This window comes from Paenibacillus sp. 1-8, assembly GCF_056316205.1.
Genome location: NZ_CM149995.1, coordinates 40,468 through 65,533 on the forward strand (window position 1 = coordinate 40,468; position 25,066 = coordinate 65,533).

General features: G+C 50.5%; 22 protein-coding genes. 21 read left to right on the plus strand and 1 reads right to left on the minus strand.

Annotated elements, in window-relative coordinates; all coding sequences use genetic code 11:
* Positions 1 to 67: 67 nt before the first annotated feature.
* Entirely contained in the window at positions 68 to 268 is a 201-nt protein-coding gene (locus AC0WRU_RS00195) for a hypothetical protein (protein ID WP_025682474.1), read from the minus strand.
* A gap of 75 nt (positions 269 to 343) precedes the next feature.
* On the opposite strand from AC0WRU_RS00195, the gene pth reads away from it, so the two are divergent.
* The 21 genes from pth (at position 344) to nadC (ending at position 25,066) form a co-directional block, all read left to right on the plus strand.
* Positions 344 to 904 carry an aminoacyl-tRNA hydrolase gene (gene pth / locus AC0WRU_RS00200; RefSeq protein ID WP_025682475.1) on the plus strand — a complete coding sequence of 187 codons (561 nt, stop codon included), beginning with the start codon at positions 344 to 346 and terminating at the stop codon, positions 902 to 904.
* Positions 905 to 991: 87 nt separating this feature from the next.
* Entirely contained in the window at positions 992 to 1,222 is a 231-nt protein-coding gene (locus tag AC0WRU_RS00205) for an anti-sigma-F factor Fin family protein (RefSeq protein ID WP_025682476.1), read from the plus strand.
* A 205-nt stretch (positions 1,223 to 1,427) separates the two neighbouring features.
* The gene (gene mfd, locus AC0WRU_RS00210) at positions 1,428 to 4,955 is read left to right on the plus strand and encodes a transcription-repair coupling factor (protein WP_476126781.1); all 3,528 of its coding nucleotides are present in this window, start codon (positions 1,428 to 1,430) and stop codon (positions 4,953 to 4,955) included.
* Positions 4,939 to 6,057 carry a peptidylprolyl isomerase gene (locus AC0WRU_RS00215; protein ID WP_476126782.1) on the plus strand — a complete coding sequence of 373 codons (1,119 nt, stop codon included), beginning with the start codon at positions 4,939 to 4,941 and terminating at the stop codon, positions 6,055 to 6,057. Before mfd ends, AC0WRU_RS00215 begins: the two co-directional genes overlap by 17 nt.
* A gap of 167 nt (positions 6,058 to 6,224) precedes the next feature.
* Positions 6,225 to 6,767 carry a stage V sporulation protein T gene (spoVT, locus tag AC0WRU_RS00220; protein WP_025682479.1) on the plus strand — a complete coding sequence of 181 codons (543 nt, stop codon included), beginning with the start codon at positions 6,225 to 6,227 and terminating at the stop codon, positions 6,765 to 6,767.
* Between the two features lie 141 nt (positions 6,768 to 6,908).
* Complete coding sequence (locus AC0WRU_RS00225; RefSeq protein WP_476126783.1) at positions 6,909 to 8,714, plus strand: putative polysaccharide biosynthesis protein; 1,806 nt, start codon at positions 6,909 to 6,911, stop codon at positions 8,712 to 8,714.
* A gap of 171 nt (positions 8,715 to 8,885) precedes the next feature.
* Complete coding sequence (gene yabN, locus AC0WRU_RS00230; protein WP_476126784.1) at positions 8,886 to 10,391, plus strand: bifunctional methyltransferase/pyrophosphohydrolase YabN; 1,506 nt, start codon at positions 8,886 to 8,888, stop codon at positions 10,389 to 10,391.
* A 294-nt stretch (positions 10,392 to 10,685) separates the two neighbouring features.
* Positions 10,686 to 10,958, plus strand: a complete 273-nt coding sequence (locus AC0WRU_RS00235) for an HU family DNA-binding protein (RefSeq protein ID WP_007428028.1) — start codon at positions 10,686 to 10,688, stop codon at positions 10,956 to 10,958.
* Positions 10,958 to 11,236 carry an RNA-binding S4 domain-containing protein gene (locus AC0WRU_RS00240; RefSeq protein WP_014599342.1) on the plus strand — a complete coding sequence of 93 codons (279 nt, stop codon included), beginning with the start codon at positions 10,958 to 10,960 and terminating at the stop codon, positions 11,234 to 11,236. The genes AC0WRU_RS00235 and AC0WRU_RS00240 overlap by 1 nt, the downstream gene beginning before the upstream one ends.
* A 150-nt stretch (positions 11,237 to 11,386) precedes the next feature.
* Positions 11,387 to 11,671 carry a sporulation protein YabP gene (gene yabP / locus AC0WRU_RS00245; protein WP_476126785.1) on the plus strand — a complete coding sequence of 95 codons (285 nt, stop codon included), beginning with the start codon at positions 11,387 to 11,389 and terminating at the stop codon, positions 11,669 to 11,671.
* Complete coding sequence (gene yabQ / locus AC0WRU_RS00250; protein ID WP_476126786.1) at positions 11,668 to 12,246, plus strand: spore cortex biosynthesis protein YabQ; 579 nt, start codon at positions 11,668 to 11,670, stop codon at positions 12,244 to 12,246. Before yabP ends, yabQ begins: the two co-directional genes overlap by 4 nt.
* A 4-nt stretch (positions 12,247 to 12,250) precedes the next feature.
* Positions 12,251 to 12,580 carry an FtsB family cell division protein gene (locus AC0WRU_RS00255; protein WP_044646042.1) on the plus strand — a complete coding sequence of 110 codons (330 nt, stop codon included), beginning with the start codon at positions 12,251 to 12,253 and terminating at the stop codon, positions 12,578 to 12,580.
* Between the two features lie 123 nt (positions 12,581 to 12,703).
* Positions 12,704 to 13,237 (plus strand): S1 domain-containing RNA-binding protein, encoded by a 534-nt coding sequence (locus tag AC0WRU_RS00260; RefSeq protein WP_476126787.1) that lies wholly within the window; start codon positions 12,704 to 12,706, stop codon positions 13,235 to 13,237.
* A 513-nt stretch (positions 13,238 to 13,750) separates the two neighbouring features.
* Positions 13,751 to 16,258, plus strand: a complete 2,508-nt coding sequence (spoIIE, locus tag AC0WRU_RS00265) for a stage II sporulation protein E (protein ID WP_476126788.1) — start codon at positions 13,751 to 13,753, stop codon at positions 16,256 to 16,258.
* Positions 16,259 to 16,384: 126 nt separating this feature from the next.
* Positions 16,385 to 17,134 carry a vWA domain-containing protein gene (locus tag AC0WRU_RS00270; protein WP_476126789.1) on the plus strand — a complete coding sequence of 250 codons (750 nt, stop codon included), beginning with the start codon at positions 16,385 to 16,387 and terminating at the stop codon, positions 17,132 to 17,134.
* Positions 17,118 to 18,059: a protein kinase domain-containing protein gene (locus tag AC0WRU_RS00275; protein WP_476128520.1), complete on the plus strand. Its 942-nt coding sequence runs from the start codon at positions 17,118 to 17,120 to the stop codon at positions 18,057 to 18,059. Before AC0WRU_RS00270 ends, AC0WRU_RS00275 begins: the two co-directional genes overlap by 17 nt.
* A 62-nt stretch (positions 18,060 to 18,121) precedes the next feature.
* Positions 18,122 to 19,570 carry a tRNA lysidine(34) synthetase TilS gene (gene tilS, locus AC0WRU_RS00280; RefSeq protein ID WP_476126790.1) on the plus strand — a complete coding sequence of 483 codons (1,449 nt, stop codon included), beginning with the start codon at positions 18,122 to 18,124 and terminating at the stop codon, positions 19,568 to 19,570.
* A gap of 47 nt (positions 19,571 to 19,617) precedes the next feature.
* The gene (gene hpt, locus AC0WRU_RS00285) at positions 19,618 to 20,157 is read left to right on the plus strand and encodes a hypoxanthine phosphoribosyltransferase (protein ID WP_476126791.1); all 540 of its coding nucleotides are present in this window, start codon (positions 19,618 to 19,620) and stop codon (positions 20,155 to 20,157) included.
* 97 nt (positions 20,158 to 20,254) lie between these two features.
* A complete protein-coding gene (gene ftsH / locus AC0WRU_RS00290) occupies positions 20,255 to 22,294 on the plus strand; it encodes an ATP-dependent zinc metalloprotease FtsH (RefSeq protein ID WP_431085621.1) in 2,040 nt (679 codons plus the stop codon).
* Positions 22,295 to 22,572: 278 nt separating this feature from the next.
* Entirely contained in the window at positions 22,573 to 24,186 is a 1,614-nt protein-coding gene (nadB, locus tag AC0WRU_RS00295) for an L-aspartate oxidase (protein WP_476126792.1), read from the plus strand.
* The gene (gene nadC, locus AC0WRU_RS00300) at positions 24,176 to 25,066 is read left to right on the plus strand and encodes a carboxylating nicotinate-nucleotide diphosphorylase (protein ID WP_476126794.1); all 891 of its coding nucleotides are present in this window, start codon (positions 24,176 to 24,178) and stop codon (positions 25,064 to 25,066) included. Before nadB ends, nadC begins: the two co-directional genes overlap by 11 nt.

The following is a 25,066-nucleotide window of genomic DNA, read 5'->3' on the forward strand; positions in this document are numbered from 1 at the left end:
CGCTGGCTCATTAAAAAAGGGGTTGCCTCTTCCAACTGGAAAAGGTAACCCCTATCAGCATGTCAGGCTAAAAGCCCGGTCTGGATATAAATGTGAAGCGCTGACGATTGTATAGCGTGTCCTCCATTTCGACAAAATGCTCGTTAAAACGCGCAATGATGCCAATCTGGATATGTACATTCCCGTCATAGACTTGGACAGGAACCGAATGTTTTAAATGATATAGAAAATGGCTGTCATATAAGAGGATATCACCCTGATTGAGCATACCAGCACGCACCTTCCTGTTCAGTATAACTATTTTACCAAAAAATCAAGACTTCGAAAGAGGGTGTCGCGGTTTATGAAGTGGATTGTTGGATTGGGCAATCCCGGTCCCCAATACGAAAAAACGAGACATAATGTTGGATTTATGGCGCTGGATGCTCTGGCCGCCCGTCATAACATCCAGATTAACCAAAGCAAATGCAAGGCGTTGATTGGAGAAGGACATATTGGTGGAGTAAAAACCGTGCTGATCAAGCCGATGACCTATATGAATCTCTCGGGCGAGTCTCTGCGTGCTTATATGGACTATTACAAGGCGGATATGGATGATTTGGTCGTGGTATACGATGATCTGGATACAGAGGTTGGCAAAATAAGACTCCGGTATCAAGGTAGCGCAGGCGGTCATAACGGAATCAAGTCGATTATCCAGCATACGGGCACACAATCCTTTAATCGGGTTCGTATGGGTATTTCCCGCCCTGAGCCTGGATACGCCATTGTGGACTACGTTCTGGGAACCTTTCCTAAGAAGGAGAAGGAAATGCTGGCTGGAATGATTGAGGACACGTGTGATGCTTTGGAATACAGCTTGGACCATCCTTTTGAACGTACCATGGCTGAATTCAATAAGTAAGGTCTGGAACAGGCAGGATGGGCTTAAATGGAAGTTTGTTGGGCATACTGAAAGGTATAGAAAACTTTCAGGAGGCATATACATTACATGATTGTGAATTATGTATGCAGACATTGTCGAACTTTCTTGGGACGGATTGATTCCGCTGCAATAACCGAAGAAAGGTTGGGCTTCCATTCCTTGACCCCTGCCGAACGTAGAGATATAATAGCGTATAATTCGGGCGGTGAAGTGACCGTCAAAGTCATTTGCGAGCATTGCAACCAGGCGCTGGAAAATAATCCGGAGCTAAGCCTGCTCGTAAATCCGCTCCAATAACAGGTATTCAACTGGTCTCATGTACCAGCTTGAGAGGTGAAGCGGCAATCCCGCTTACGGAGCCTTGGCAGCATTGCTGAGGCTTCTTTTTCGGTTTGCTGCTTTCTCCAGAGTAAGCGTGTAATACTTGTTGCTATTCAGTTACATGCCGTTATTGTGAATAAATTTACATGCAACTATTTATAAGCATAAAGGGGTGCCTTTTTTGTTACAAGCACTTATTCAGGCTTTTACCAAGGATGCTGATTATGCATCCATTGCAGCAGGTATATCATCAGGCATGAAGGAACAGCTCATATCTGGTTTGTCAGGCTCTTCCCGACAGGTACTGATGGCCGCGCTCGCCGAAGATACCGGACGACCGATCATGGTCATGACGCACAACATGTTTGCCGCTCAGAAAATAGCAGATGATTTGCAGGAAGCGCTTCCTCCTGAACGGGTTTTGTTGTACCCCTCGAATGAGCTGGTGGCTGCTGAAGCCGCCATATCCAGCCCGGAGACGCTATCCCAACGAATTGAGGTATTGATACGATGCGCCCAGGGTTTTCGTGGGATTGTTGTCGTGCCGTTTTCTGGTGTCCGGCGTTTGCTGCCGCTCCCAGAGACGTGGCGTGAAGCCCGAATCGAGCTGAGAGAAGGCGAAACGATTCAACTGGAGCCGTTTTTGCTGCATATGGTCGAGATGGGCTACCAGCGGGTGGAGCGTGTAGAATCACGTGGAGAGATGAGTGTCCGTGGCGGGATTATCGATTTTTATCCGATGACAACCCGTTGGGGCTACCGCGTGGAGCTGTTTGATGACGAGATTGACTCCATCCGTATGTTCGACCCGCAAGATCAGCGTTCGGTGGAAAAGGTTCAGGAAGTTATCGTAACGCCGTGTAAGGAAGTCATCGCGGATAGCGCTCGTATGGATCAGGCGGCAGATGCCGCTGCGATTCTGTTGGAGGAGCAGCTGGGCAAAATGACAGACCGTCAGGCCAAGCTGCATCTGAAAGAGGAGATTCACCGCGAAATTGAGCTGCTGCGGGAGCATGTGTATTTTGACGAAATCTATAAATATATCTCGCTGTTGTATCCCGAACGCAAAACCTTGGCAGATTACATGCCGGAAGACACCATTCTGATCATTGACGAGCCGGCGCGGATGCTGGAAACAGCCAAGCAGCTTGAACGGGATGAGTCCGAGTGGAATTTGCATTTGCTTCAAAACGGTAAAACGTTACCGCAGCTAGAGCTGTCGGATAACGCGGATAATCTGCTGTATAACCGGAGGTTCCAGACGTTGTTCCTGTCGATCTTTCTCCGTCAGGTTCCGCATACGCAGCCGCAAAATATTTTAAATTTCATCTGCCGGGGCATGCAGGATTTCCACGGTCAAATGAATGTGCTCAAGGCGGAAATGGATCGCTGGCGCAAGGCGGGCACACAGGTTATGATGCTGGCGAGTGGAGACGAGCGGCTGGATCGTATGCGCCGGGTGCTTCAGGATTACGGTATTGATGAGCCAACGATGGCTATCGGCAATTTGCAAAGCGGTTTTGAGATGCCATCTATTCATTTGGCAGTGATTACCGAGGGCGAAATGTTCTCGCAAAAGCAGCGCAAAGCACGCAAGCAGGGCCGCCATGTGGACAACGCAGAACGGATTAAGAGCTATAGCGAGCTAAAGGTGGGCGACTATGTCGTACACCAGAATCACGGGATCGGGAAGTACATGGGGATCGGTACGCTGGAGGTTGGCGGTATCCATAAGGATTACATGCACATTCTCTATGCGGGCGGCGATAAGCTGTCTGTACCGATTGAGCAGATTGACCTAATTCAGAAGTATGTCGGCTCAGAGGACAAGGAACCTAAGATTTACAAGCTGGGCGGAAATGAATGGATACGGGTGAAGAGCAAGGTTCGCAGCTCGGTTCAGGACATTGCTGATGATTTGATCAAGCTGTACGCAGAACGGCAGTCAGCGCCGGGTTTTGCTTTTGAAAAGGATTCACCGGAACAACAGGAATTTGAGGATATGTTCCCATATGAAGAGACCCGTGACCAGGTTCGGGCGATTGAAGAGATCAAGAAGGACATGGAGCAGAGCCGTCCGATGGATCGTTTGCTGTGTGGTGATGTGGGCTACGGCAAGACAGAGGTTGCCATCCGCGCTGCGTTTAAGTCGGCTATTGAGGGCAAGCAGGTGGCCGTGTTAGTACCGACGACGATTTTGGCACAGCAGCATTATGAGACGTTCCGTGAGCGCTTTTCCGGGTATCCGTTCAACATTCAGGTGTTGAGCCGTTTCCGTTCGCGCAAGGAGCAGAATGAGACGATTAAAGGGGTTCGTCAGGGGACGGTCGATATTGTCATTGGCACCCATCGCTTGCTGTCGCAGGATCTGGTATTTAAGGATTTGGGGATGCTCATTGTCGATGAGGAGCAGCGGTTTGGCGTGACGCACAAGGAAAAGCTGAAAAAGCTGAAAACGAATGTGGACGTGCTGACGTTAACGGCTACGCCTATCCCGCGTACGCTACATATGTCTATGCTTGGGGTTCGCGATTTGTCGGTCATTGAGACACCGCCGGAGAACCGTTTTCCGGTGCAGACCTATGTTGTCGAGCACAGCCAGACGTTGGTACGTGAGGCGATTGAACGCGAGATGGCACGTGGAGGACAGGTGTACTACCTGTATAATCGCGTACAGGGCATTCAGGAAATGGCTGCCGAGATCAATGCCCTCGTGCCAGATGCCAAAGTGGGCGTGGGCCACGGTCAGATGTCCGAATCCGAGCTGGAGAAGACCATTTTGGACTTCCTGGATGGCGAATACGATGTACTGGTCAGCACCAGCATTATTGAGACGGGGGTCGATATTCCGAATGTGAATACACTCATCGTGCACGATGCCGATAAAATGGGGTTGTCCCAGCTTTATCAGCTGCGTGGGCGTGTAGGCCGTTCCAACCGGATTGCCTATGCTTATTTTACGTACCAGCGGGATAAGGTGCTGACGGAAGTGGCAGAGAAGCGCCTTCAGTCGATCAAGGAGTTTACGGAGCTGGGCTCCGGATTCAAGATCGCGATGCGCGATTTGTCGATTCGCGGAGCGGGGAATTTGCTCGGTGCAGAGCAGCACGGATTCATTGCATCCGTCGGTTTTGACCTTTACTCGCAAATGCTGGCTGAGGAAATTAATAAACGTAAGGTTAGCGTACTTGGAGAAGAGGATCTGTCGAATCGAAATTGGAGTACGTCCATTGATTTGGGCGTGGATGCTTACCTGCCAGGAGATTATATTTACGACAGTATTCAGAAGATTGAGATTTATAAAAAGGTTGCGGCAGTCAGCACGTTTGACGAGGCTATGGAGCTGGAGGATGAGCTGGTAGACCGCTTTGGCGACTTGCCGGAGGCTGTGCTTCATTTGCTGGCTGTGGCCCGTCTCAAGGTGTACGGACGCATGTATGGCATTGAGTCCATTGTCCAGCGGGATGACAACATCGTGTTGAAATTCCACGAAGGGCGCCAGCAGGCGGTACAGACCGCCAAACTTGCGGAGATTGGCAATCGCTTTGAAAGACGTGTACAATTTGAACAGGGCACTCCTATGAGCGCACGCATCAAGGGCAAAGGTCTGGATGATCCACAGATACTAGAGCTGCTGGAGCAATTTTTGAGTGCACTAAAAGATGCATTCACATTGAAGGAGGAACTGCAAAATGTCACAACCAAATAAAAGAAAACCTTGGAGAATGCTATCGGTGGCCATTGCTGCGGTGCTGGCTATATCGGTGCTGGCGGCATGTACGAAGCAAGCCGAGGAGAGTAAGGTCAAGGACGAGCCGAAGGACAACAGCAAGGTTGTTGTAACCTATAAGGGCGGGACTATTACGGAAAATGAGTTTAACCAGGAAATCAGTATGATGAAATTCCTCTATCCGGAATATGGAGCGATGCTTGCTTCGGATCAGGTGCGGGAGCAAATTGCCAAGCAGGAAGTGGTGTACAAGCTTCTGGCCGACAAAGCGGACGATAAGGCCAAGGAACAGGGTGCCAAAGAAGGGACCGAACAACTGGAGCAGTATAAAAAGTCAGTCGGAGATGCTAAATTCAAGACGTTTTTAAGTGATCAAAAGCTGACTGAGCAGGGCGTGAAGGATTACTTTACGCGTGTGATGACGGTGATCAACAGTGAGACGAACAAAGTGACGGACGATCAGATGAAACAGGAATTTGAGAAAAACAAAGATCAATTCACGACAGCAACCGTGCGTCATGTACTGATTAATTTTGAAGATCCAAAAACGAAGAAACAACGCAAGAAAGAAGATGCTCTCAAGCTGGCCAAAGAAGTGAAGGCCAAGCTGGATGGTGGGGCTGATTTTGCGACGATTGCCAAGAAATACTCAGAAGATCCGGGTTCGGCTTCCAATGGCGGTTTGTATGAGAATGCATCCGTAGCCCAATGGGTGCCTGCTTTCAAAGAAGCAGCCGAGAAGCAGCCGATCAATAAAATCGGTGATCCGGTGGAAACGGAATACGGATATCACGTCATCAAGGTGGAATCCCGCAATGAGCCTACGTTTGAAAAATTGAAGGACAACGAAAAGGCTGCTCTGAAAAACAAGCTGGCTGGTGAAAGTATTCAAAACTTTACCGAAAAAGATTTGGCGAAGCTTGATTTGAAAATCAACCTGCCGAAAGTACCTGCTACGCAAGAGAAAAGTGGCACCCCATCGGGCAACGGCAGCACAACTGCGCCTGGAGGCACAACAAGTGGCACCAGTGATACCAAAGCAGGAACAACCAAGGACGGAGCTACAACCGAAGGTAAATAACTGAACATGCATAAGGAATTGGGAACAGATGAATACTATGGTCAGATATCACCATAAACACCATGACCGTGACGTTCTTCGTGACCGCTTCCGGGGGAGCGGAAGCGTCTTTCGATACCGTCAGTAGTTGACTAAATTCTTCTTGAGAAAGTGGGGCAACATGTGAAATGAAAGCTACTGGTATAGTTCGCCGTATTGATGATCTGGGGCGGGTAGTTATTCCTAAGGAAATTCGCCGCACCTTGAGAATTCGTGAAGGAGATCCGCTTGAAATTTTTGTGGATCGTGACGGAGAAGTCATTTTGAAAAAGTATTCACCTATCGGTGAACTTGGTGATTTCGCCAAAGAATACGCTGAGTCCCTGTTTGAAAGCACAGGACATATTACGATGATCACCGACCGCGACACCATTATTACGGTGGCCGGAGGCTCCAAAAAAGAGTTTCTGGACAAGCCGGTCGGCAGCGTTATCGAAGGCAGCATGGATAATCGCAAAACGGTACTGGAAACAGCCAGCGGCTCCTATGAGCTGACCCGAGACCACGAAGAAACACTTTCGTCCTTTGTGGCGGCTCCCATTGTTTCGGGTGGTGATCCTATTGGTTCCGTTGTGTTGCTGAACAAGGACGAAAACGTGAAGATGGCCGAAATGGAGATCAAAATGGCTGAAACAGCCGCTGGTTTCCTCGGCAAACAAATGGAACAGTAATCCTCCGTTCCGACCCTGTAAGACATACTGAATGGCGAAAGCCATCTGTCGTCTTGCAGGGTTTTTTTCTTTCCAGAGAAAGAGACGGTATAATAGGACTCGTGAAAGATGCATATTTTAGGTAGGAGTGGGGAACGGACGATGCAGGAAAATCGCGCCGCTTCGCGGCTGCTACGGGGTGCTGTCATTTTGACGCTGGCGGCGGTAGCGAGCAAGCTGATCGGCACATTGCAAAAAATCCCGCTGCAAAATATCGGCGGTGACGGCGTGTTCGGTATTTATAATACGGTTTATCCTTTCTATACGCTGTTGATTACCATTGCTGCTGCTGGATTTCCGGCAGCGATATCAAAATTTGTAGCAGAATATGAGGCGGTGGGAAACCGGGCCGCAGGGCAACGTGTAGCCCGGTTGTCCTCCCTTGTATTGGGCATGTTTGGTGTGATTCTGGGTGTGCTGATGTATACGTGCGCACCGCTGATCGGTCAGTGGATCGACAATGCTCATGTCATTCCCTCGGTGAGGGCGGCGGCCTTTGCCTTTTTGTTCGTGCCGGTTATGGCAGGGCTAAGGGGATATTTTCAGGGCTTGCAAAATATGATCCCGACCGCTGTTTCCCAAGTGACGGAACAGACGGTACGGGTGGGTGTGATGATCATGCTGTTGCTGCTCATGCTGTCGCAAGGAGCCGGACCCGATATGATTGCTGCCGTGGCTGTTTTTGGTTCTGCGGCGGGCGGGGCGGCGGGTCTGGTCGTCATGTTGCTGTTCTGGCGTAACCACAGGAAGAAGCTCAGAAGGCAAGAGAGGCCGTCCGAGCAGGTTGTGCACCCTGCTGGGAAGACAGAGCAGATGGGCATACAGGAGACTGCGTCTGGACGTTCTGGCGTTATAGAGAAAACGCCAGACGATTTGGTGAGTGGCAGTCGTGCTGTCGTATCAGGTGTGCTAGAGAGTGCAGCCGGAACAGTGCAGGAACGGGCTGAAGAAGCCCACCGGACAGAGAGTTACGGTACTTTGCTAAAGGCATTGCTTCGTTATGCCCTGCCCGTTTGCTTGGGAGCGCTAGCCGTTCCGCTGATTAGTTTGGTGGACACGTTTACGGTGCCTCGCTTGTTAAAGCAGGAGGGCTTGGACGATACAGGGGTTATGGTGGCCTTCGGTGTTTATAACCGAGGTCTGCCGCTTGTACAACTGGTGATGATGTTTGCCACCACGCTGTCGGCATTGTTCATTCCGTCGCTGGCGGAAGCCAGGGTAACGGGCGGCACGGAGCTGGCACGCCGCCAGTGTGAGCAATCGCTGCGTTGGTTCTGGCTGTTGGGACTAGCCGCCGCGACAGGCTTAATTGTGCTGGCGGTGCCCGTTAATGTGATGCTGTACGCGGACGACACCGGCAGCGGAGTCATGCGCTGGATGGCGCTAACCGCTGTAGGCGGCACGCTCAGCATCATCTCGGCGGCGCTACTGCAAGGGCTGGGGGCAGTTCGCGCCCCAGCCTTGGCGATGCTCGCCGCAGCCGTAGCCAAGGCACTGCTGAACTGGCTGCTCGTGCCGCAGCTGGGCACGGCTGGCGCAGCCATCGCGGGAGCCGCCGCCTACCTACTGGCGGCGGCGATCAACATCGCGCTGCTCGCCCGTTTGGCGGGGCTGCACTGGAGCTGGTCCGCCAGCGTGCTCAAGCCGGCGGCACTGCTTGCCGCCTTGGCCTGCACAGCCGCGGCAGCAATGTGGGGCACCAGCGCAGCGCTGGGTGCCTTGGGATGGGCCGCCGGAGGCCGTGCCACGGCGGCGGCGGAAAGCCTGCTGGGCGTAGCCGCAGGCGCCGCGGTGTTCGTGATCGGCCTCGCACGCTTGAGGCTGATCACGGAGGCCGAGCTTGCGGCGGTGCCCAAGCTCGGACGACCGCTGGCAGCCGTGCTGCGCAGACTGCGCGTGCTGGCGTAGCCTTGTGGCTATGCCGCTTGCGGTTGCGCGGCGGGGGTAGCGGTGACAGCCATTTTATGAGCCTGCATATACTTTGTGGTATAGTAGTGCCAAAGCAAAGGAAGCGGAAGCAGGCTACGCACCGTGCATGATGGAGCGTTTGCCGTGTATCTGCGGAACGGAGGATTGGACATGAGCGCAACATTAACAGTCGTGGGATTAGGCTCGGGAGACCCGGATCAGCTTACGATAGGGATATTGAACAAAATGCGGGGCGCTTCGGCGCTGTATCTGCGAACGAAGGAGCACCCGGCAGTTAAGGTGCTGGATGAGTTTGGAGTGGCCTTCGAGTCGTTTGACACCGTGTATGAGACAAAGGAATCTTTTCCAGAGGTATACGAGGAAATTACCAGTCAGTTGATAGCAGCAGCCGCTAAAGCAGTGGATGGAAGCGAAATCGTTTATGCGGTTCCGGGTCACCCGATGGTAGCGGAAGCGGCGGTGCAATTGCTCAAAGAGCGTTGCCCTGCGCAGGACATTAAACTGAACATCCTTGGCGGCGAAAGTTTTCTGGATGAAGCTTTTGTGCGTCTTGGTTTTGACCCGATTGAAGGCTTCCAGTTGTTGGACGCAGGTACGCTGGATGCGAGCTGGCTTCAACCTCAGTTGCACACGCTGATCGGACAGGTATATGATACGTTTACGGCTTCAGATGTGAAGCTGTGTTTAATGGAGCGCTATCCTGATGACTATGAGGTCTACGTAGGTCATGCACTTGGCGTGGAGGGCGAGGAAGCGGTGCATAAAGTGCCACTGTACGAGCTGGATCGGGTGGAGGGCTACGGAAACCTGTCTCTGGTGTACATACCGCGTAGTGAGGATGAGGCGCTGAAACGGCGTTCTTTTGACCGTCTGCATGAGATTGTTGATATTTTACGCAGTCCGGAAGGTTGTCCATGGGACCGGGAACAGACGCATCAGTCGATCCGCAAAAATCTGATCGAGGAAACCTATGAAGTCATCGAAACGATAGATGAGGACGATCCTGAGCACATGAAGGAAGAGCTGGGCGATCTGCTGCTGCAAATTTTGCTGCATGCCCAGATGGAAGAGGAAGTTGGAACCTTCAATGTGTATGATGTGATTCAAGGGCTGAATGACAAGCTCATTTTCCGCCATCCACATGTGTTTGGAGACAATCAGGCGAAGGATGCGGAAGAGGCGCTGGAAAATTGGGAACAAATGAAAGCTGAGGAAAAGCGGATTAAAGGCACAGCCTCCGCACAGCCTTCTGTACTGGATGGTGTCCCGCGTGATTTGCCTGCGCTCATGAAGTCGTACAAGCTCCAGAAAAAGGCGGCGAAAGTAGGCTTTAACTGGGATGGCATTGAAGGCGTATTCGACAAACTGGACGAAGAAGTGGCTGAGCTGAAGGAAGCGGTCCGCGAGGGACATTCCGTGGAGGCGCAGTTGCTGGAGTTGGGCGACGTGCTATTCGTTGCTGTGAACGCGGCCCGTTTTATGGGAGTTGATCCGGAAGAGGCGCTGTCTGCCACCAACCGCAAGTTTATCGACCGATTCCAGTATATTGAGAAAAGATTACGCGAGCAGGGACGACGTCCCGAGGATAGTAGCGTGGATGAGATGGAGACGTACTGGCAGGAAGCAAAAAAACTCTTGGCAGATCTTAGGCCGTAAAGGCGGCAAATCCCCTTGTGAGGCGTGTCGGTTTGAGAAGACTTGCCAATGGGGAGGCTTTTGTAGTAGGATGTTGGCTTAACTGGGGTCGAATTAAAAAACGACTGCCATTGCAGGATTTTTAAGGCCAAGCCAGAATAACTTGTATTTATTCTGAAAATAACTGTTTTCTACGGACAACCGTATTCCAGTTGTGTTCAGAGCGGCTTCGGCCGCAGTTGACCTCACGTCCGCCCCGTTTCATGGACATGCAGCGTGATGATTATTTTTTGATATTTGGGAGGCTTTTAACTTATGAACAAGACAGATCTGATCAACAATATTTCCAGCAAAAGCGGTTTGAGCAAACGTGACGTTGAAGCTGTATTGAATGGCGTTCTTGGTGAAATTACAGATGCACTCGCCAGCGGTGACAAAGTGCAACTGATCGGCTTTGGTACTTTCGAAACGCGCAAGCGTTCCAGCCGGACAGGCCGCAATCCACAAACCGGTAACACGATTGAAATTCCAGAATCGACCGTTCCTGCATTTAAAGCCGGTAATAAGCTTAAAGAAGCCGTTAACTAATGCGTCTTGATAAATTCTTGAAAGTCTCGCGGCTGATTAAGCGGCGTACGGTAGCCAAGGACGTCTCCGAACAGGGGAGAGTCGTGGTGAACGGACGCGAAGCCAAGCCGAGCAGTGCGGTCAAGGTGGGCGATGAAATCACCGTCCAGTTTGGCCAGAAGCTGGTGACTGTGCGAGTGGAACGGCTCGCCGACACTACACGCAAGGACGAGGCTGCAAGTATGTACACCTTAGTGAAGGAAGAGCCCATTGCCAGAGACAATGGTTTGAACTGGTAACTGAAATCTGACTTTCTAATATGCAGTACATTAAAGCATCCCTTCATATTTTCATGAAGGGATGCTTTTTCTTATGCAGTTTCTTATTCGCGCAGTTCTAAATCCTGTTGTCCCCTTCATAAGCTAAGAACAGAAGGAGGGGTACATGCCATGATTGAACAAGGGAAGCCCAAGCACCATGACCTGCACATGCAAAGCCGAAAGCAGCTCGACATTTCAGGCGTCAGCAATGTGGAGAGCTTCGATAGTGAAGAGTTCCTGCTTCAGACCGAGCTGGGTCATCTCACCATTCACGGACAGCATTTACATATCAAAAACCTCAGTCTGGAAGAGGGGCTGCTGTCCATTGAAGGTCTGATTACTTCCCTCGTCTACCTGGAGCCCGGGGCCCCGGCCAAAAACGGAAAAAGCCTATTCGGCAAGCTCTTCAAATGAACCCTCACACACAATGGCTGACGTTGACGTGGATGCTGCTATCGGGCATAGCCATGGGAGTGGTGTTCGACAGCTACCGGGTGCTGTCCATCCGCTTTCATTTTGCCCGTTGGAGCATTCATATGTTGGACGTGCTGTATTGGGTGGCCTCGGCCCTGTTTATTTTCCGTGTGCTGTACGCGAGTAATCGCGGCGAGCTGCGGTTTTATGTCTTTTTAGGACTACTTTTGGGGGTTTGGCTCTATTTTTGGGCCTTTAGTGTTACAACCCAACGTTTTGTGGTAATGTTATTAAAGATAGTCCGCAGACTGACGTTGATCGTGAACAGCATACTGCGCATCCTGATTATTCATCCGGTGTTGGCGCTGTATCGGCTGGTACGCAAGCTGGTCGGATGGACATGGGCACTTATTGTGTTCTTGGGAAGGATGCTGATATACATCCTGATGCCGGTTTGGAAGCCGCTCGTTTGGCTGATCGGTCCGCTTAAAGCGCGCTGGAGGACTCCAGAATTGCTTGTGAAGCTCGGCATCAGACTGAAAAACACAGCAAAAAGATGGTTTGGAAGGAGGTAGTATCATGCGTAATTCGTCTGTAGATCGCCATTCATCTCCTACGTCAAAGTCCAACGCGGGCGGGCGCAGGCGAATCATGATTTGGTTGCTATCGCTTGCCGCCTTTGGTAGTTGGGCTATTTTTACCTTTTTTTCTCAAGGTATGATTATGGCCGATCGAAGTGAACAGCTCACCCAGAAGGAAAAACAGAAGCAAGCTGCTACACAAACGGAACAACAGCTCCAAACTGAAGTGAATCGTCTCAAGGACCCCGAGTATATCGGAGAAATTGCCAGAAGCAAGTACGGTCTTTACAAACCGGAAGAGACGCCAATCATTGGAGAGCAGAAATAGACGCGTCATCGGGCCAATGCTTAGTTGACCTTGGTTCCGCCATTTTGTATAATCAAATCACCACAGCGGGATTTTTTTGCAAAAAAATCGGTTGTATATTTTAAGGGAGGATCATTTTATTCTATGGCAATTGAAGTGGGCACCAAGTTAGAGGGCAAAGTGACAGGCATCACGCATTTTGGAGCATTTGTGGATTTGTCTGGAGGTGTCACGGGTCTCGTTCACATCTCGGAAATCGCCGATAACTACGTTAAGGATGTTAACGATCACCTGAAGATTAATGATGTCGTGACGGTGAAAGTCATTAATGTTGACAAAGACGGCAAAATCGGACTTTCCATTAAGCAAACGATTGACAAGCCAGCAAGTGAAGCCCGTCCGCCAAGAGCTCCAAGACCGGAGCGCACAGGAGGACCAGGCGGAGGCGACCGTTTCGGCGGTGGAGGTTCAGGTCCAAGTCAAGGACGCGGCGGCGGAGGTGGCGGAGGCGGCGGTTTCAACCGCGATCGTGGAGGCCGTTCGTTCAAGCCTGCACCGGGTAAACCTTCATTTGAGGATAAAATGTCACGCTTCCTGAAAGATAGTGAGGAACGCATTTCGTCGCTGAAAAAGAACACCGAAGGTAAACGCGGAGGACGCGGCGCGAAGCGTGTTTAATTCACTTTGACAACCGTATCAACCATACACGGAAAACCGTACAGTCGAAAGACTGCTACGGTTTTTTTGCGTTCTGCCGACAATAGCTGAAATGGGTGAAGGGCTATGGGAGCGTGGGAGATCCATCTGGAGGTAATCTTGCATGCGTTTTATGATATTCATGATTCGTTGAAGAAAAAGCAGAGCCATTAAGCTAAAAAGTGGACGTTTTTTTTGTCGTGTGGACATAATCGTCCGACAAACTCCAACGGTTTTCCGTCTATCTTCTGGGCTAATCGCTAGTCTCGGCGAAAGTGTGGGCGACAGGAAGAGGCCTTGTAAGGAGAGGGCACTTGTAATTACCATACGCTTCCAAGCGGACGTAGCTTGGCATTGGGGCGGATGCTCTGTGCTTTCGCGCAGAACGTTTTTTTGTCGGAAATTTCTTGGAATAAGACGTGAGGTTCTGACAAACTTTCTCAATCGTTCCGGTTAAGATGGGAACATCAAATTGATGAATGGGGTGCCTGACGCATGATGGAGAAATGGAACGTGGTACATTTTCCAGGGTTGAAATCCAGAAAGTCCAAATCTAAAGAACGTACGGAAGGTTGGTCTTCCAGACTCAAGAAGCGGCTGGATTCACATAAAGCAGTGCAATGGGTAACGGCGCAAAGATGGATGCTGCTATTGTCTGCTATGGGATTTTTACTGGGACGCGCCACCATTTTGGACGAGCTTTCTCCTTTTGCCCTCGCTTATTTTGCAGTCATCATGTTCCTACGGCGTGATCTGATGCTGCCTGTGGCTGTATCGGTCGTGTTGGGCAGTCTGCTTGCCCCTTATCCATCGTTGTTTATGATTGGCGGCGAGCTGCTTGTATTCTATCTCCTGTATCGGGGGCTACGAGCTTTTGATCGGCTGGAATTATCTTATGCCCCGCTTATGGTTTTCCTGTCTGTATTTATGGTCAATTTATTTTACGCCGTGATGGCCCCGTCCTTCACATGGTATGACCTTATCATCGTGGGAACGGATGCGGTTCTCAGCTTTATGCTGACACTCGTTTTTACGCAGGCCATTCCATTGTTTACGTATCGCAAAAAGACAAGCCAGCTCAAAAATGAGGAAATTTTGTGTCTGATTATTTTACTGGCCTCTGTGATGACGGGAGCGGTAGGATGGACCATTCACTCACTGTCTGTCGATCATGTGCTATCTCGCTATTTGGTCTTGGTGTTCGCCTTGGTTGGGGGCGCTTCGCTAGGTGCTTCGGTCGGTGTGATTACCGGTTTAATTTTAAGCTTGGCCAATATGTCTGCGATTGTGCAGATGAGTTTGCTCGCATTTGCCGGTTTGCTGGCAGGGATGCTGCGTGAAGGGCGAAAAGGCGCAGTGGCGCTAGGATTGCTGCTAGGTTCCTCGATTCTGACGATCTATTTGGACGGGACCGGGGATGTGCTGACATCAACCTGGGAGAGCTGCGCGGCGATTCTATTATTCTTAATGACCCCAAAAAGCTTCTTTAAAGCGGTTTCTACCTATGTTCCTGGTACGCAGGACCACGCCAAATCCCAGCATGAGTATGCCAAAAGGGTCCGCGATCTCACTGCCGAGCGGGTGACGAAATTTTCCCGCGTATTCAGTCAGCTATCCCGCAGCTTTCACCAGATATCTGCGAGTGAGAGCGCGAAGTCGGATGGCGAAATTGAGCATTTTATGAACGCTGTGGCGGAGGGAACGTGTGCCTCCTGCTTTAAGTGCGAGCAGTGCTGGGACGGAAAGTTTATGCAAACTCATCAGTATATGACGGAAATGATGAGTGCGATTGAGGAGAACCCGGATTTGGAGCCGGAGCAGATGCCGCCGCAGTGGAGCAAGGCGTGCGCCAAGACGGGCGCGGTGCTGCAAGTGATGAAGCAACAGTATAGCCTCTACCAGCATAATATGCAGTGGAAACGCCAAGTATACGACAGTCGTCAGCTTGTTGCTGACCAGCTATCTGGCGTGTCACAGATTATGGAGGATTTGGCGCGGGAAATTCAGCGTGAAGGGCAAACCATGCATCGGCAGGAGGAACAAATACGAGAGGCACTTGATCGGCTGGGCTTGTCCATACAATCCATTGAAATTATTAATCTGGATGCAGGCCAAGTAGAAATTGAGATTGTCCATGCTTATACAAGGGGATTTGACGAATGCCGGAAAATCATTGCTCCACTGCTGTCCGACATATTGGACGAGCATATTGCAGTGATGCGCGAAACGGCGGCAGATCGCCGCCAGGGATTGGCTACGGTCATGTTTGGTTCCGCCAAAACGTATGAAATTGCCACGGGAGTAGCAAGCGCTGCCAAAGGAGGGGATTTCTTCTCGGGAGACAGCTACAGCATGATGGAGCTGGGGAACGGAACCTTTGCGGTCTCTTTGAGCGATGGTATGGGCAACGGAGAGCGGGCGCAGCAAGAGAGCAGTGCGGCGCTTAATATTTTGGAGGAATTACTGCAATCCGGCATGGATGAGAAACTGGCGATCAAGTCGGTCAACTCCGTCCTGATGCTGAGATCACCCGAGGAGATGTATGCTACGGTCGATATGGCGCTGATTGATCAGTATACGGCCCGGACGACATTCATGAAGATTGGGTCAACGCCGAGCTTTATTAAAAGAGGGGAGGAGGTCATCCCCGTATCTGCCAGTAATTTGCCGATTGGCATTATACAGGATATTGAAATTGATCTGGTGTCGCTTCAATTACAGCCAGGTGATATTTTGATCATGATCACAGATGGCATATACGACTCGCCGGGTTATGCGGTAAACAAGGAAATATGGATGAAGCGCATGATTCAGGAAATTGAAAGCGATGACCCGCAGCAGTTGGCCGACTGTCTATTGGAACGAGTTATTCGCTACCAGCAAAATCAAATCTATGATGACATGACGGTAGTTGTTAGCAAAATAGATCATTTCCGCCCAGAATGGGCCACGCTTCATGTACCGGGTATAAGCTGGATGGAGCGCCCGCGTACGGTTAGCTGAATAGACATTGCCCGGGAAATTCCGCTTGCTTTTTAAAAATCCGCGTTCTTCGTTTGAATCGTTCGAGATTCGGCAAAGATAGAATCTATCGGAATAGATTACGAGGAAGCGGGAGGTCAAAAAGCTATGAAGCAAATTTTGATCATTACAGACGGATGCTCTAATGTGGGTGTCAGTCCGGTCATGGCGGCGGCTCAGGCTTTACAGGAAGGCATTACGGTGAACGTAGCCGGGGTCATAGATTACGGGACGATTGGTGAGCTTGGAAGTACAGAGATTCAGGAAATCGCTAAAGCGGGGGGAGGTTTCAGCCAAATCGTAGGCACGAAGCAGTTGGCACAGACCATGCAGATGATGACGCGCAAAACAGTGGTTCAAACGATTCAGCAGGCGGTTAATAGAGAGTTAACGCATATTTTGGGTGAGGGGGGCGCCCGACATATCGGTGAACTGCCGCCGGCAAAACGGGCACAGGTGGTTGAGGTGATGGATGAACTGACAGAAACCAGCGCTTTGGAAATTGCTTTGCTCATTGATGCCAGCGCGAGCATGAAGCCCAAGCTGCCTGCCGTAGAAGACAGTATTCGGGATTTGCTGCTCAGTTTACAGTCCAGAAGCGGGCCTAGCCGTATTTCTGTCTTTCATTTTCCGGGGGGACGGATGGGTGAAGATGCGGTCATGGATATTGGCTGGACCTCTGAGCTTAGCCAGGTCAAGACGATATTCGGCCGTTTGCGGATGAAGGGGGCGACGCCAACGGGGCCAGCCATTTTACAAGTGATTGATTATTACCGATATGTTACACTAGGGGAACAGAAAGATATGGAAGAATCCTATGGCAAAGGAGAAGGGATGCTCGGTGACTACGTCGTCTGATCCCGTTCTTGCACCCGGAACGGTCATCAAGGGCAAGTGGAAGCGGAGCAGCTATGTCATTCAGCGTCTGCTGGGCCGTGGGGCGAACGGGACTGTATATTTGGTAAAAGAAGCACAGGCAGATCGACAATTTGCTCTGAAAATGGGGAAGAACACGCTTGATCTGCAATCAGAGATTAACGTGCTGACCACATTGCAGTCGCAGGGAACCCAGTCCGCTCTCCAGCAAAACGGACATCCATCCTTTTTGTTCGAGGTGGACGATGTATCCTTGCGTAGCGGTGGGGAAATACCCTTTTATGTCATGCGATACGTCAAGGGAGATCCGCTTCATCGTTTTGTGGCGCTCAAGGGAGCGGAATGGTATGGTGTGGCTGGAACCGGGATACTTAATCGTTTGGCTGATCTGCATCAGGCAGGATGGGTATTTGGCGATTTGAAGCCTCAAAATATTTTGGTCAACGCCTATGGAGAAGCCGAGTTGATTGATTATGGCGGGGTGTCCCTTGCGGGACGGAGCGTTAAGCAATTTACAGAATGGTATGACAGGGGATTCTGGAATGCGGGCAGTCGAAATGCCGATTCCCAGTATGATCTGTTTGCCTTTGCCCTTCTAACTATTCATATATTGGAGGGTGAATCGTTAAAAGTAGCTGCGGGCAGGCTGCCACAGCTGCGTAATACGGCGGAATTGACCATCATCATTCGTCGTAGCCGTGTATTACGACCCTATGCCGAATGGCTGGTGGGTGCAGTGCGTGGAGAATATCCGGATACCCGTGTGGCTGCTCGTGCCTGGTCGCGTCTGGCTTCTGCGCATGTCAGGCAATCGTCCGTGAAAAGAGGAAATTCGCGCTGGCTGGGATATGCTTTCACGCTCTCGCTTTTGCTGCTTGCCGGAGCGCTCTGGATTGCGCTAAGGTAGCAGCAGGACTTACATAAGATAACAGATGACATTTTTACGGTCGGCAGAAAAGAGGGTCGTGAATGGGAACAACAAAACCGACCGGTGTTGTACAGGAAGTGCTCGCCCTCGCGCGAGATCATTCGCTGTGGAGCCCCGGAGACCGCATTGTGGTTGCTGTATCCGGAGGGCCGGATTCGGTGGCCCTTTTGCACATTTTACATGAGATATCCGTCGTACATATGCCTTTGCAGCTCATCTGTGCTCACGTCCATCATGGCTTCAGGCCGGAGGAGTCGGATGCGGAGGCTGAGGATGTACGCCACATGGCCCGGAAACTTGAGGTTCCGTTTGAAATGATTCGGGTTGATGTGCCCGCTTATATGAAGGAGAGCGGCAAGGGCCCACAGGAAGCGGCTCGCGAGCTGCGCTATGCCTTTTTGCATGATACGGCTGCAAAGTGGGCGGCACAGCATATTGCGATGGCTCATCATGGGGACGATCAGGCCGAAACCGTTCTTCTGCATTTGCTGCGCGGTAGCGGTCCGGCGGGTCTGGCGGGTATGCGGCTGACACGCAAGGAAAAAAATGTGCAACTCATTCGCCCGTTGCTACGTATGTACAAGGCTGACCTGATCGAGTTCTGCAAGTTTTATAACCTTTCCTATGTAACGGATAGCACCAATTTATTATCGAAATACCGTCGTAACGCCATTCGTATGGATGTGCTTCCTTTTTTGGGGCAATATAATGAGCAATTGACACCGTCCCTGAACCGGCTGGCCGAAACGATGGCTGAGGAAAATGATTTTATGGAGGCATCCACGCTGGCGGTATACGAGGAATTAGTACAATTGGATAATGGCAGGCATATGTTTTCCATTGCTTCCTACCGCAAGTTATCCGTTGCTTTACAACGGAGGTTGATTAAACTAATATTAAATTATCTGCCTTCGGACAGTGAAAATTTAGATTTTCGTAAAATTGAGACCGTTCGACTGAGGCTTCTCCAGGAACGGCCGTCCACTTGGAGTTTGGACTTGGGCGGCGGTGCGGTTGGAGTCCGCGAATATGACCAAGCGGTTTTGTTTGACCGTACGCAAGGCGTTATGGGCGAATGGTGCTATGGACTGGACGTATTGCCTATTTCCGGTGAGCTTGAATTGCCTGAGGCGGGTGGTATACTTCGGTGGCAAAGAACTTCCTGTTCGGATGGATCCAATCCGTCAAATGAGGAGGAAGCGTGCTTCGACGCGGATGAATTGGCCCTGCCTTTGACAATACGCTCGCGATTACCTGGAGATACCATGTATGTAATGGGATTAAACGGAAGAAAAAAGGTTAAAGATATTTTCATTGATGAAAAAATACCTCCTTCGCTGCGTCCCGTTATTCCCGTCGTCTGCGACCGTTCCGGAGCTATTCTCTGGATTCCGGGCGTGCGGCGTTCTGTACATGCCGCTGTGCAAAAGCACACGTCTTCGGTTATATATATGTCATGGCAAAGACAGGAGAGTTCAGGGCATCGGTAATTGCGCAGGAACGGCTTTCATAGTATAAACTTAGGAGGTTTACACCGTTGCAGAATGATATTCAGGAAGTATTGATCAGCGAAGAAGAAATTCAGAGTAAAATCAAGGAATTGGGCGCACAGCTCAGCGTGCAATACGAAGGAAAGAATCCGTTGGTGATCTGCGTGCTGAAGGGTGCGTTTATCTTTATGGCGGATTTGGTTAAAGCTATTACAGTACCAATGGAGCTTGATTTCATGGCTGTATCCAGTTACGGTGTGTCCACCAAATCATCGGGCGTCGTTAAAATTATTAAGGATTTGGACGCTTCGGTTGAAGGACGCGACGTTCTGATCGTCGAAGATATTATCGACAGTGGCCTGACGTTGACTCATTTGATTGAATTGCTTAAGAACCGTAATGCCAATTCGGTATGTGTCGTAACCCTGTTTGACAAACCTGCCCGCCGGACGGTTAATCTTGAAGCTGATTATACCGGTTTTACGCTTCCGGATGCGTTTGTTGTGGGTTATGGTCTGGATTATGCCGAGCACTACCGGAACCTCCCATACATAGGGATTTTGAAGCCGGAAATCTACACCAGCTAATCTCAGCCTCCAGTCCTAGGACTAAATAGGGTCCTTTGTTGAGAAGGGCTTATAGGCTATGGTAAAATAACTTAAGTGTTTCGAGAGGAGGTAGGGGATGAATCGGTTCATCCGGAATTCTGGTTTTTATTTGATTCTTTTTTTAGTTGTGGTGGGTATCGTTCAGTTTGTCAGCAACAGTAACGAAGCCTCCGATCTCCCTAGATATGACCAATTACGGCAAGAGGTTAAAGCTAATAATATCTCTAAAGTAACGGTCCAATTTGACGGTTACGCCTATCTTGTAACCGGTGCATATAAGAAGCAGCCGGCTAATGCCAAATCCACCAATTTTTCTGTGTATGTTCCGCCAACGGACTCTGCTTTAACCGAATTGGTTAACGCTAGTGAAACGAACGGGTTTGAATACGTACAGAAGAAAATGGAAGGCGAAAGCATTTGGCTGACGTTCTTGACTTCTATTGTTCCTTTGGTGATCATGTTCCTGTTGTTCTTCTTCCTGTTCAATCAGGCGCAGGGCGGTGGCGGCAAAGTTATGAACTTCGGCAAGAGCAAAGCCCGTCTTTATAACGAAGAGAAGAAGAAAGTTACCTTCGAAGACGTGGCAGGGGCCGACGAAGAGAAGCAAGAGCTTGTTGAAGTCGTAGAATTCTTGAAGGACCCGCGTAAGTTCGCAGCTGTGGGAGCCCGTATTCCAAAAGGTGTTCTGTTAGTGGGCCCTCCGGGTACTGGTAAAACACTCTTGGCGAGAGCTGTTGCAGGCGAAGCCGGAGTACCGTTTTTCAGCATTTCGGGTTCTGATTTTGTAGAAATGTTCGTCGGTGTCGGCGCTTCCCGTGTACGGGATCTGTTCGAAAACGCGAAAAAGAACGCACCATGTATCATTTTCATTGATGAAATTGATGCTGTCGGACGTCAACGTGGGGCCGGATTGGGTGGCGGACATGATGAACGTGAGCAGACGCTCAACCAATTGCTCGTTGAGATGGATGGATTCGGAGCGAACGAAGGTATTATCATCGTAGCCGCAACGAACCGTCCGGATATTCTGGATCCGGCATTGCTTCGTCCGGGACGTTTTGACCGTCAAATTACAGTTGATCGCCCAGACGTTAAAGGCCGCGAAGCTGTGTTGTTTGTACATGCACGCAACAAGCCATTAACTAAAGATGTTAAAATGGATGTTATTGCGAAGCGTACAACAGGCTTTACAGGCGCTGATCTGGAAAACCTGTTGAACGAAGCTGCGTTGTTGGCAGCCCGTCGTGACCGTAAAGATATTTCGATGCGAGAAGTGGATGAAGCGATCGACCGTGTTATCGTAGGTACAGAAAAACGCAGCCGCGTAATCAGTGACCGCGAGAAACGGATTGTAGCTTATCACGAAGCAGGCCATACGATTATCGGCTTCTTCCTGGAAAATGCCGACATGGTTCACAAGGTAACGATTATTCCACGTGGACGCGCAGGCGGATATGTCATCATGCTTCCGAAGGAAGATCGCATGCTGACGACCAAGCAGGAATTGCTGGACAAAATCACTGGTTTGCTGGGTGGACGCGTATCTGAGGAACTGTTCATTGGTGAAATCGGAACAGGTGCCTACAGTGACTTCCAACAAGCAACAAGCATTGCACGCAGCATGATCGTGGAATACGGTATGAGCGAGAAGCTCGGTCCAATGCAGTTCGGTACTTCGCAAGGCCAGGTATTCCTTGGACGGGATATCGGTCATGAGCAGAACTACAGTGATCAGATCGCTTATCAGATTGACCAGGAGATGAACCGTTTCATCACCGAGTCTTATGAGCGTGCCAGAGAACTCCTGACCAAGTATTCCAAAGAGGTTCACTTGATCGCCCAAACCTTGCTGGTAGAAGAAACCCTGGAGCTTGAGCAAATTAAACGTTTGATCGAGACAGGTTCTTTGGACGGCAGCACGAATGAGGGAGAAGGTACACCGGAAAATGGTGAGCCTGTGATCGACAACATCGGAGACGTTCGTGTACGTATTCAAGGCAAGGATGACGAGCCAAAGAATACAACGGATCAACCGAATGATATTCCTAATCTGCAAAAGCCAGAGGACGGCAATAATTCGGGCAACTCTGGTGGCACTCCACCGACAACAACCTGATTATCAGGTTGACAGTTGAATAAGCGTATATGTAAGCTCCGGAGAACCAGTAACTATTGGTTTTCCGGAGCTTTTTAAAATACTGGAGATAGAGCTAAGGTGATTTGACAGACGGAGGAACGTTGTGTACATTTATTGATAAATAAACGGCTGTTTGTGTGCTTGACTATAAAAGCTTTCTGCCGCTGTAATCGACTTTCAATTCTTTTGAACATATACCGTGAGCGCATACTGTACAACCTATGGTGTGCGCTATTCTCTGTGAAACAGGTGAAGGCATGATTCCAAGATATCTGGTTGATTTTGACGTAGCGGATTTGCCCAAATTCGAAGCCGACGTGATGATTATCGGTTCCGGCATTGCGGGCTTATACACGGCCATTAAGGCTGCGGAGAATCGGCGGGTGTTGCTAATTACTAAGAAGGCATTGTTGGAGAGCAACACCCGGTATGCGCAAGGCGGCATCGCCGCTGTTACTTCGGATGAGGATGCATCAGCTTATCATATTCAAGACACCCTGATTGCGGGTGCAGGTCTGTGTGAACCGGAAGCGGTCAGGGTCCTTGTTCATGAGGGCCCAAGCGGTGTACAGGAATTAATACGTTTAGGGACGGCCTTTGACCGGGAGAATGGCGAGCTTGCGCTGACACAGGAAGGCGCACATAGCCATCGGCGCATCTTACATGCAAATGGGGATGCCACGGGCTATGAAATTGTTCGTGCATTGTCAGAGAAGGTCGCTGATCATCCCGCTATCGAGGTGTGGAACGAGCATATGGTAATCGACCTGCTGACCGAGCATGGAGAGTGCATCGGTGCTCTGGTTCAAAAGCCGAATGGTGAACGATTATATGTCACTGCGAATGCAACGATTTTATGCTCCGGGGGCGGCGGACAATTATATCGATACACGACCAATCCCGATATCGCGACCGGGGACGGGGTTGCTATGGCATATCGCGCTGGCGCAGCTGTGCGGGATATGGAATTTATACAGTTTCATCCGACAGCGTTGTGTCATCCGGGCGCTCCAAGATTTCTGATTTCCGAAGCCGTGCGGGGTGAAGGGGCTGTGCTGCGCAATATTCATGGAGAGCGTTTCATGGAGCAGTATGATCCTCGACAGGAACTCGCACCAAGGGATATTGTAGCTCGTGCCATCGTTCACGAGATGGAACGTACGCAGGCTGCGTTTGTATACCTTGACATTAAACATGAACCGTCTGAACGGATCAAGCAACGGTTTCCAACCATTTATCGGACATGCCTGTCCTTTGGTCTGGATATAACGGCGGACTGGATTCCCATAGCCCCCGCTGCCCATTATATGATGGGCGGCGTCCAGACCAATTTGCATGGAGAAAGCACTCTTGCACGTCTGTTCGCTTGTGGTGAGGTGTCTTCCACTGGTGTACACGGGGCTAATCGTTTGGCGAGTAATTCGTTATCTGAGGCGGTCGTATTCGGGAGCAGGATTGTCGAGCGGTTACATTCTTTACCGCCGCTGGCCGGTCATACGCTGATATCCTACGATGACAACCGCGTGAACTCTCTGGCTTCGTCTATCATAGAGCAGCAGCTCAAGCTGCAAGAAACAATGGTTCATTATGCCGGAGTCCGTCGGAATGGGGAGGGGTTACAAGTAGCACTGGATCAGCTGCGGGGGCAGTTGTCCGTTTTCAGCGCTGCCCTGACCAGTCGGGAAGAGATCGAATTTGCCAATTTGCTCACCTGTGGCCTGCTGGTCACGGATGGGGCGCTGCTGCGTGAGGAAAGCAGGGGAGCACATTACCGTGAGGATTTCCCTATAGCAGACGATGACATATGGCGCAAGCATGTCCAGCAGCGACGTGAGCAAGGGATAACGGAGGAGTACGTTCATGACATCTAACAGCGAGCATTATGGAGAATTTAGCGGGTATCAGGAAGAACTGACAGCACAAATTCGCAGCTGGCTGCGAGAAGATACAGGATCGGGTGACGTGACCACGCGCTGGACCATCGAGCCGAATCACCAATCCAAGGCGGTAATCCATGCCAAGGAGTCTGGCGTTGTTGCCGGCTTGCCCGTGGCAGAACTCGTATTTCGGGTCGTAGACCCCTCGCTGTCATTCACTCCACTGGTGACCGATGGGCAGTGGATTGAGCAGGGAACTGTTCTGGCAGAAGTGACAGGGAGTACCCATGCGATTCTGACGGGAGAACGTTTGGCTCTAAACTTGGTCCAGCGGATGTCTGGCATTGCGACGCGAACCAAATCCTTTGTTGATCAGCTTCATGGACTCTCGACGCGCTTGGTGGACACACGGAAAACAACACCAGGGCATCGGTTGCTTGAAAAATACGCTGTTCGTGTGGGTGGCGGTTCCAATCATCGGTTTGGCTTGTACGATGCCGTTATGATTAAGGATAATCATATCAAGGGTGCGGGTGGGATCATACAGGCGGTGACCCGGGCACGTACCCATATTCCGCACACGATGACGATTGAAGTAGAGACGGAAAACATGGAACAAGTTCAGGAAGCGCTGAATGCCGGAGCGGATATTATTATGCTGGATAACATGTCCGTTCAGGACATGAAGGAAGCAGTTCGTTTCATTCGGGAACAAGCTTCACATGTCAAAACGGAAGCCTCTGGCAATGTATCACTGGATACGGTGCGTGCGATGGCTGAGAGTGGCGTAGATGTGATTTCTGTAGGCAGGCTGACGTATTCTTTTCATAATTTGGATATCAGCCTTGACCTTAACGCAAAGAAAGATAGGTGA

What these genes read in the sequence shown, in the direction of transcription:
- AC0WRU_RS00195 (WP_025682474.1), bottom strand. Translation starts at nt 268, where the DNA reads ATGCTCAATCAGGGTGATATCCTCTTATATGACAGCCATTTTCTATAT.
- pth (WP_025682475.1), top strand. Translation starts at nt 344, where the DNA reads ATGAAGTGGATTGTTGGATTGGGCAATCCCGGTCCCCAATACGAAAAA.
- AC0WRU_RS00205 (WP_025682476.1), top strand. Translation starts at nt 992, where the DNA reads ATGATTGTGAATTATGTATGCAGACATTGTCGAACTTTCTTGGGACGG.
- AC0WRU_RS00215 (WP_476126782.1), top strand. Translation starts at nt 4,939, where the DNA reads ATGTCACAACCAAATAAAAGAAAACCTTGGAGAATGCTATCGGTGGCC.
- spoVT (WP_025682479.1), top strand. Translation starts at nt 6,225, where the DNA reads ATGAAAGCTACTGGTATAGTTCGCCGTATTGATGATCTGGGGCGGGTA.
- AC0WRU_RS00225 (WP_476126783.1), top strand. Translation starts at nt 6,909, where the DNA reads ATGCAGGAAAATCGCGCCGCTTCGCGGCTGCTACGGGGTGCTGTCATT.
- yabN (WP_476126784.1), top strand. Translation starts at nt 8,886, where the DNA reads ATGAGCGCAACATTAACAGTCGTGGGATTAGGCTCGGGAGACCCGGAT.
- AC0WRU_RS00235 (WP_007428028.1), top strand. Translation starts at nt 10,686, where the DNA reads ATGAACAAGACAGATCTGATCAACAATATTTCCAGCAAAAGCGGTTTG.
- AC0WRU_RS00240 (WP_014599342.1), top strand. Translation starts at nt 10,958, where the DNA reads ATGCGTCTTGATAAATTCTTGAAAGTCTCGCGGCTGATTAAGCGGCGT.
- yabP (WP_476126785.1), top strand. Translation starts at nt 11,387, where the DNA reads ATGATTGAACAAGGGAAGCCCAAGCACCATGACCTGCACATGCAAAGC.
- yabQ (WP_476126786.1), top strand. Translation starts at nt 11,668, where the DNA reads ATGAACCCTCACACACAATGGCTGACGTTGACGTGGATGCTGCTATCG.
- AC0WRU_RS00255 (WP_044646042.1), top strand. Translation starts at nt 12,251, where the DNA reads ATGCGTAATTCGTCTGTAGATCGCCATTCATCTCCTACGTCAAAGTCC.
- AC0WRU_RS00260 (WP_476126787.1), top strand. Translation starts at nt 12,704, where the DNA reads ATGGCAATTGAAGTGGGCACCAAGTTAGAGGGCAAAGTGACAGGCATC.
- spoIIE (WP_476126788.1), top strand. Translation starts at nt 13,751, where the DNA reads ATGATGGAGAAATGGAACGTGGTACATTTTCCAGGGTTGAAATCCAGA.
- AC0WRU_RS00270 (WP_476126789.1), top strand. Translation starts at nt 16,385, where the DNA reads ATGAAGCAAATTTTGATCATTACAGACGGATGCTCTAATGTGGGTGTC.
- tilS (WP_476126790.1), top strand. Translation starts at nt 18,122, where the DNA reads ATGGGAACAACAAAACCGACCGGTGTTGTACAGGAAGTGCTCGCCCTC.
- ftsH (WP_431085621.1), top strand. Translation starts at nt 20,255, where the DNA reads ATGAATCGGTTCATCCGGAATTCTGGTTTTTATTTGATTCTTTTTTTA.
- nadB (WP_476126792.1), top strand. Translation starts at nt 22,573, where the DNA reads ATGATTCCAAGATATCTGGTTGATTTTGACGTAGCGGATTTGCCCAAA.
- nadC (WP_476126794.1), top strand. Translation starts at nt 24,176, where the DNA reads ATGACATCTAACAGCGAGCATTATGGAGAATTTAGCGGGTATCAGGAA.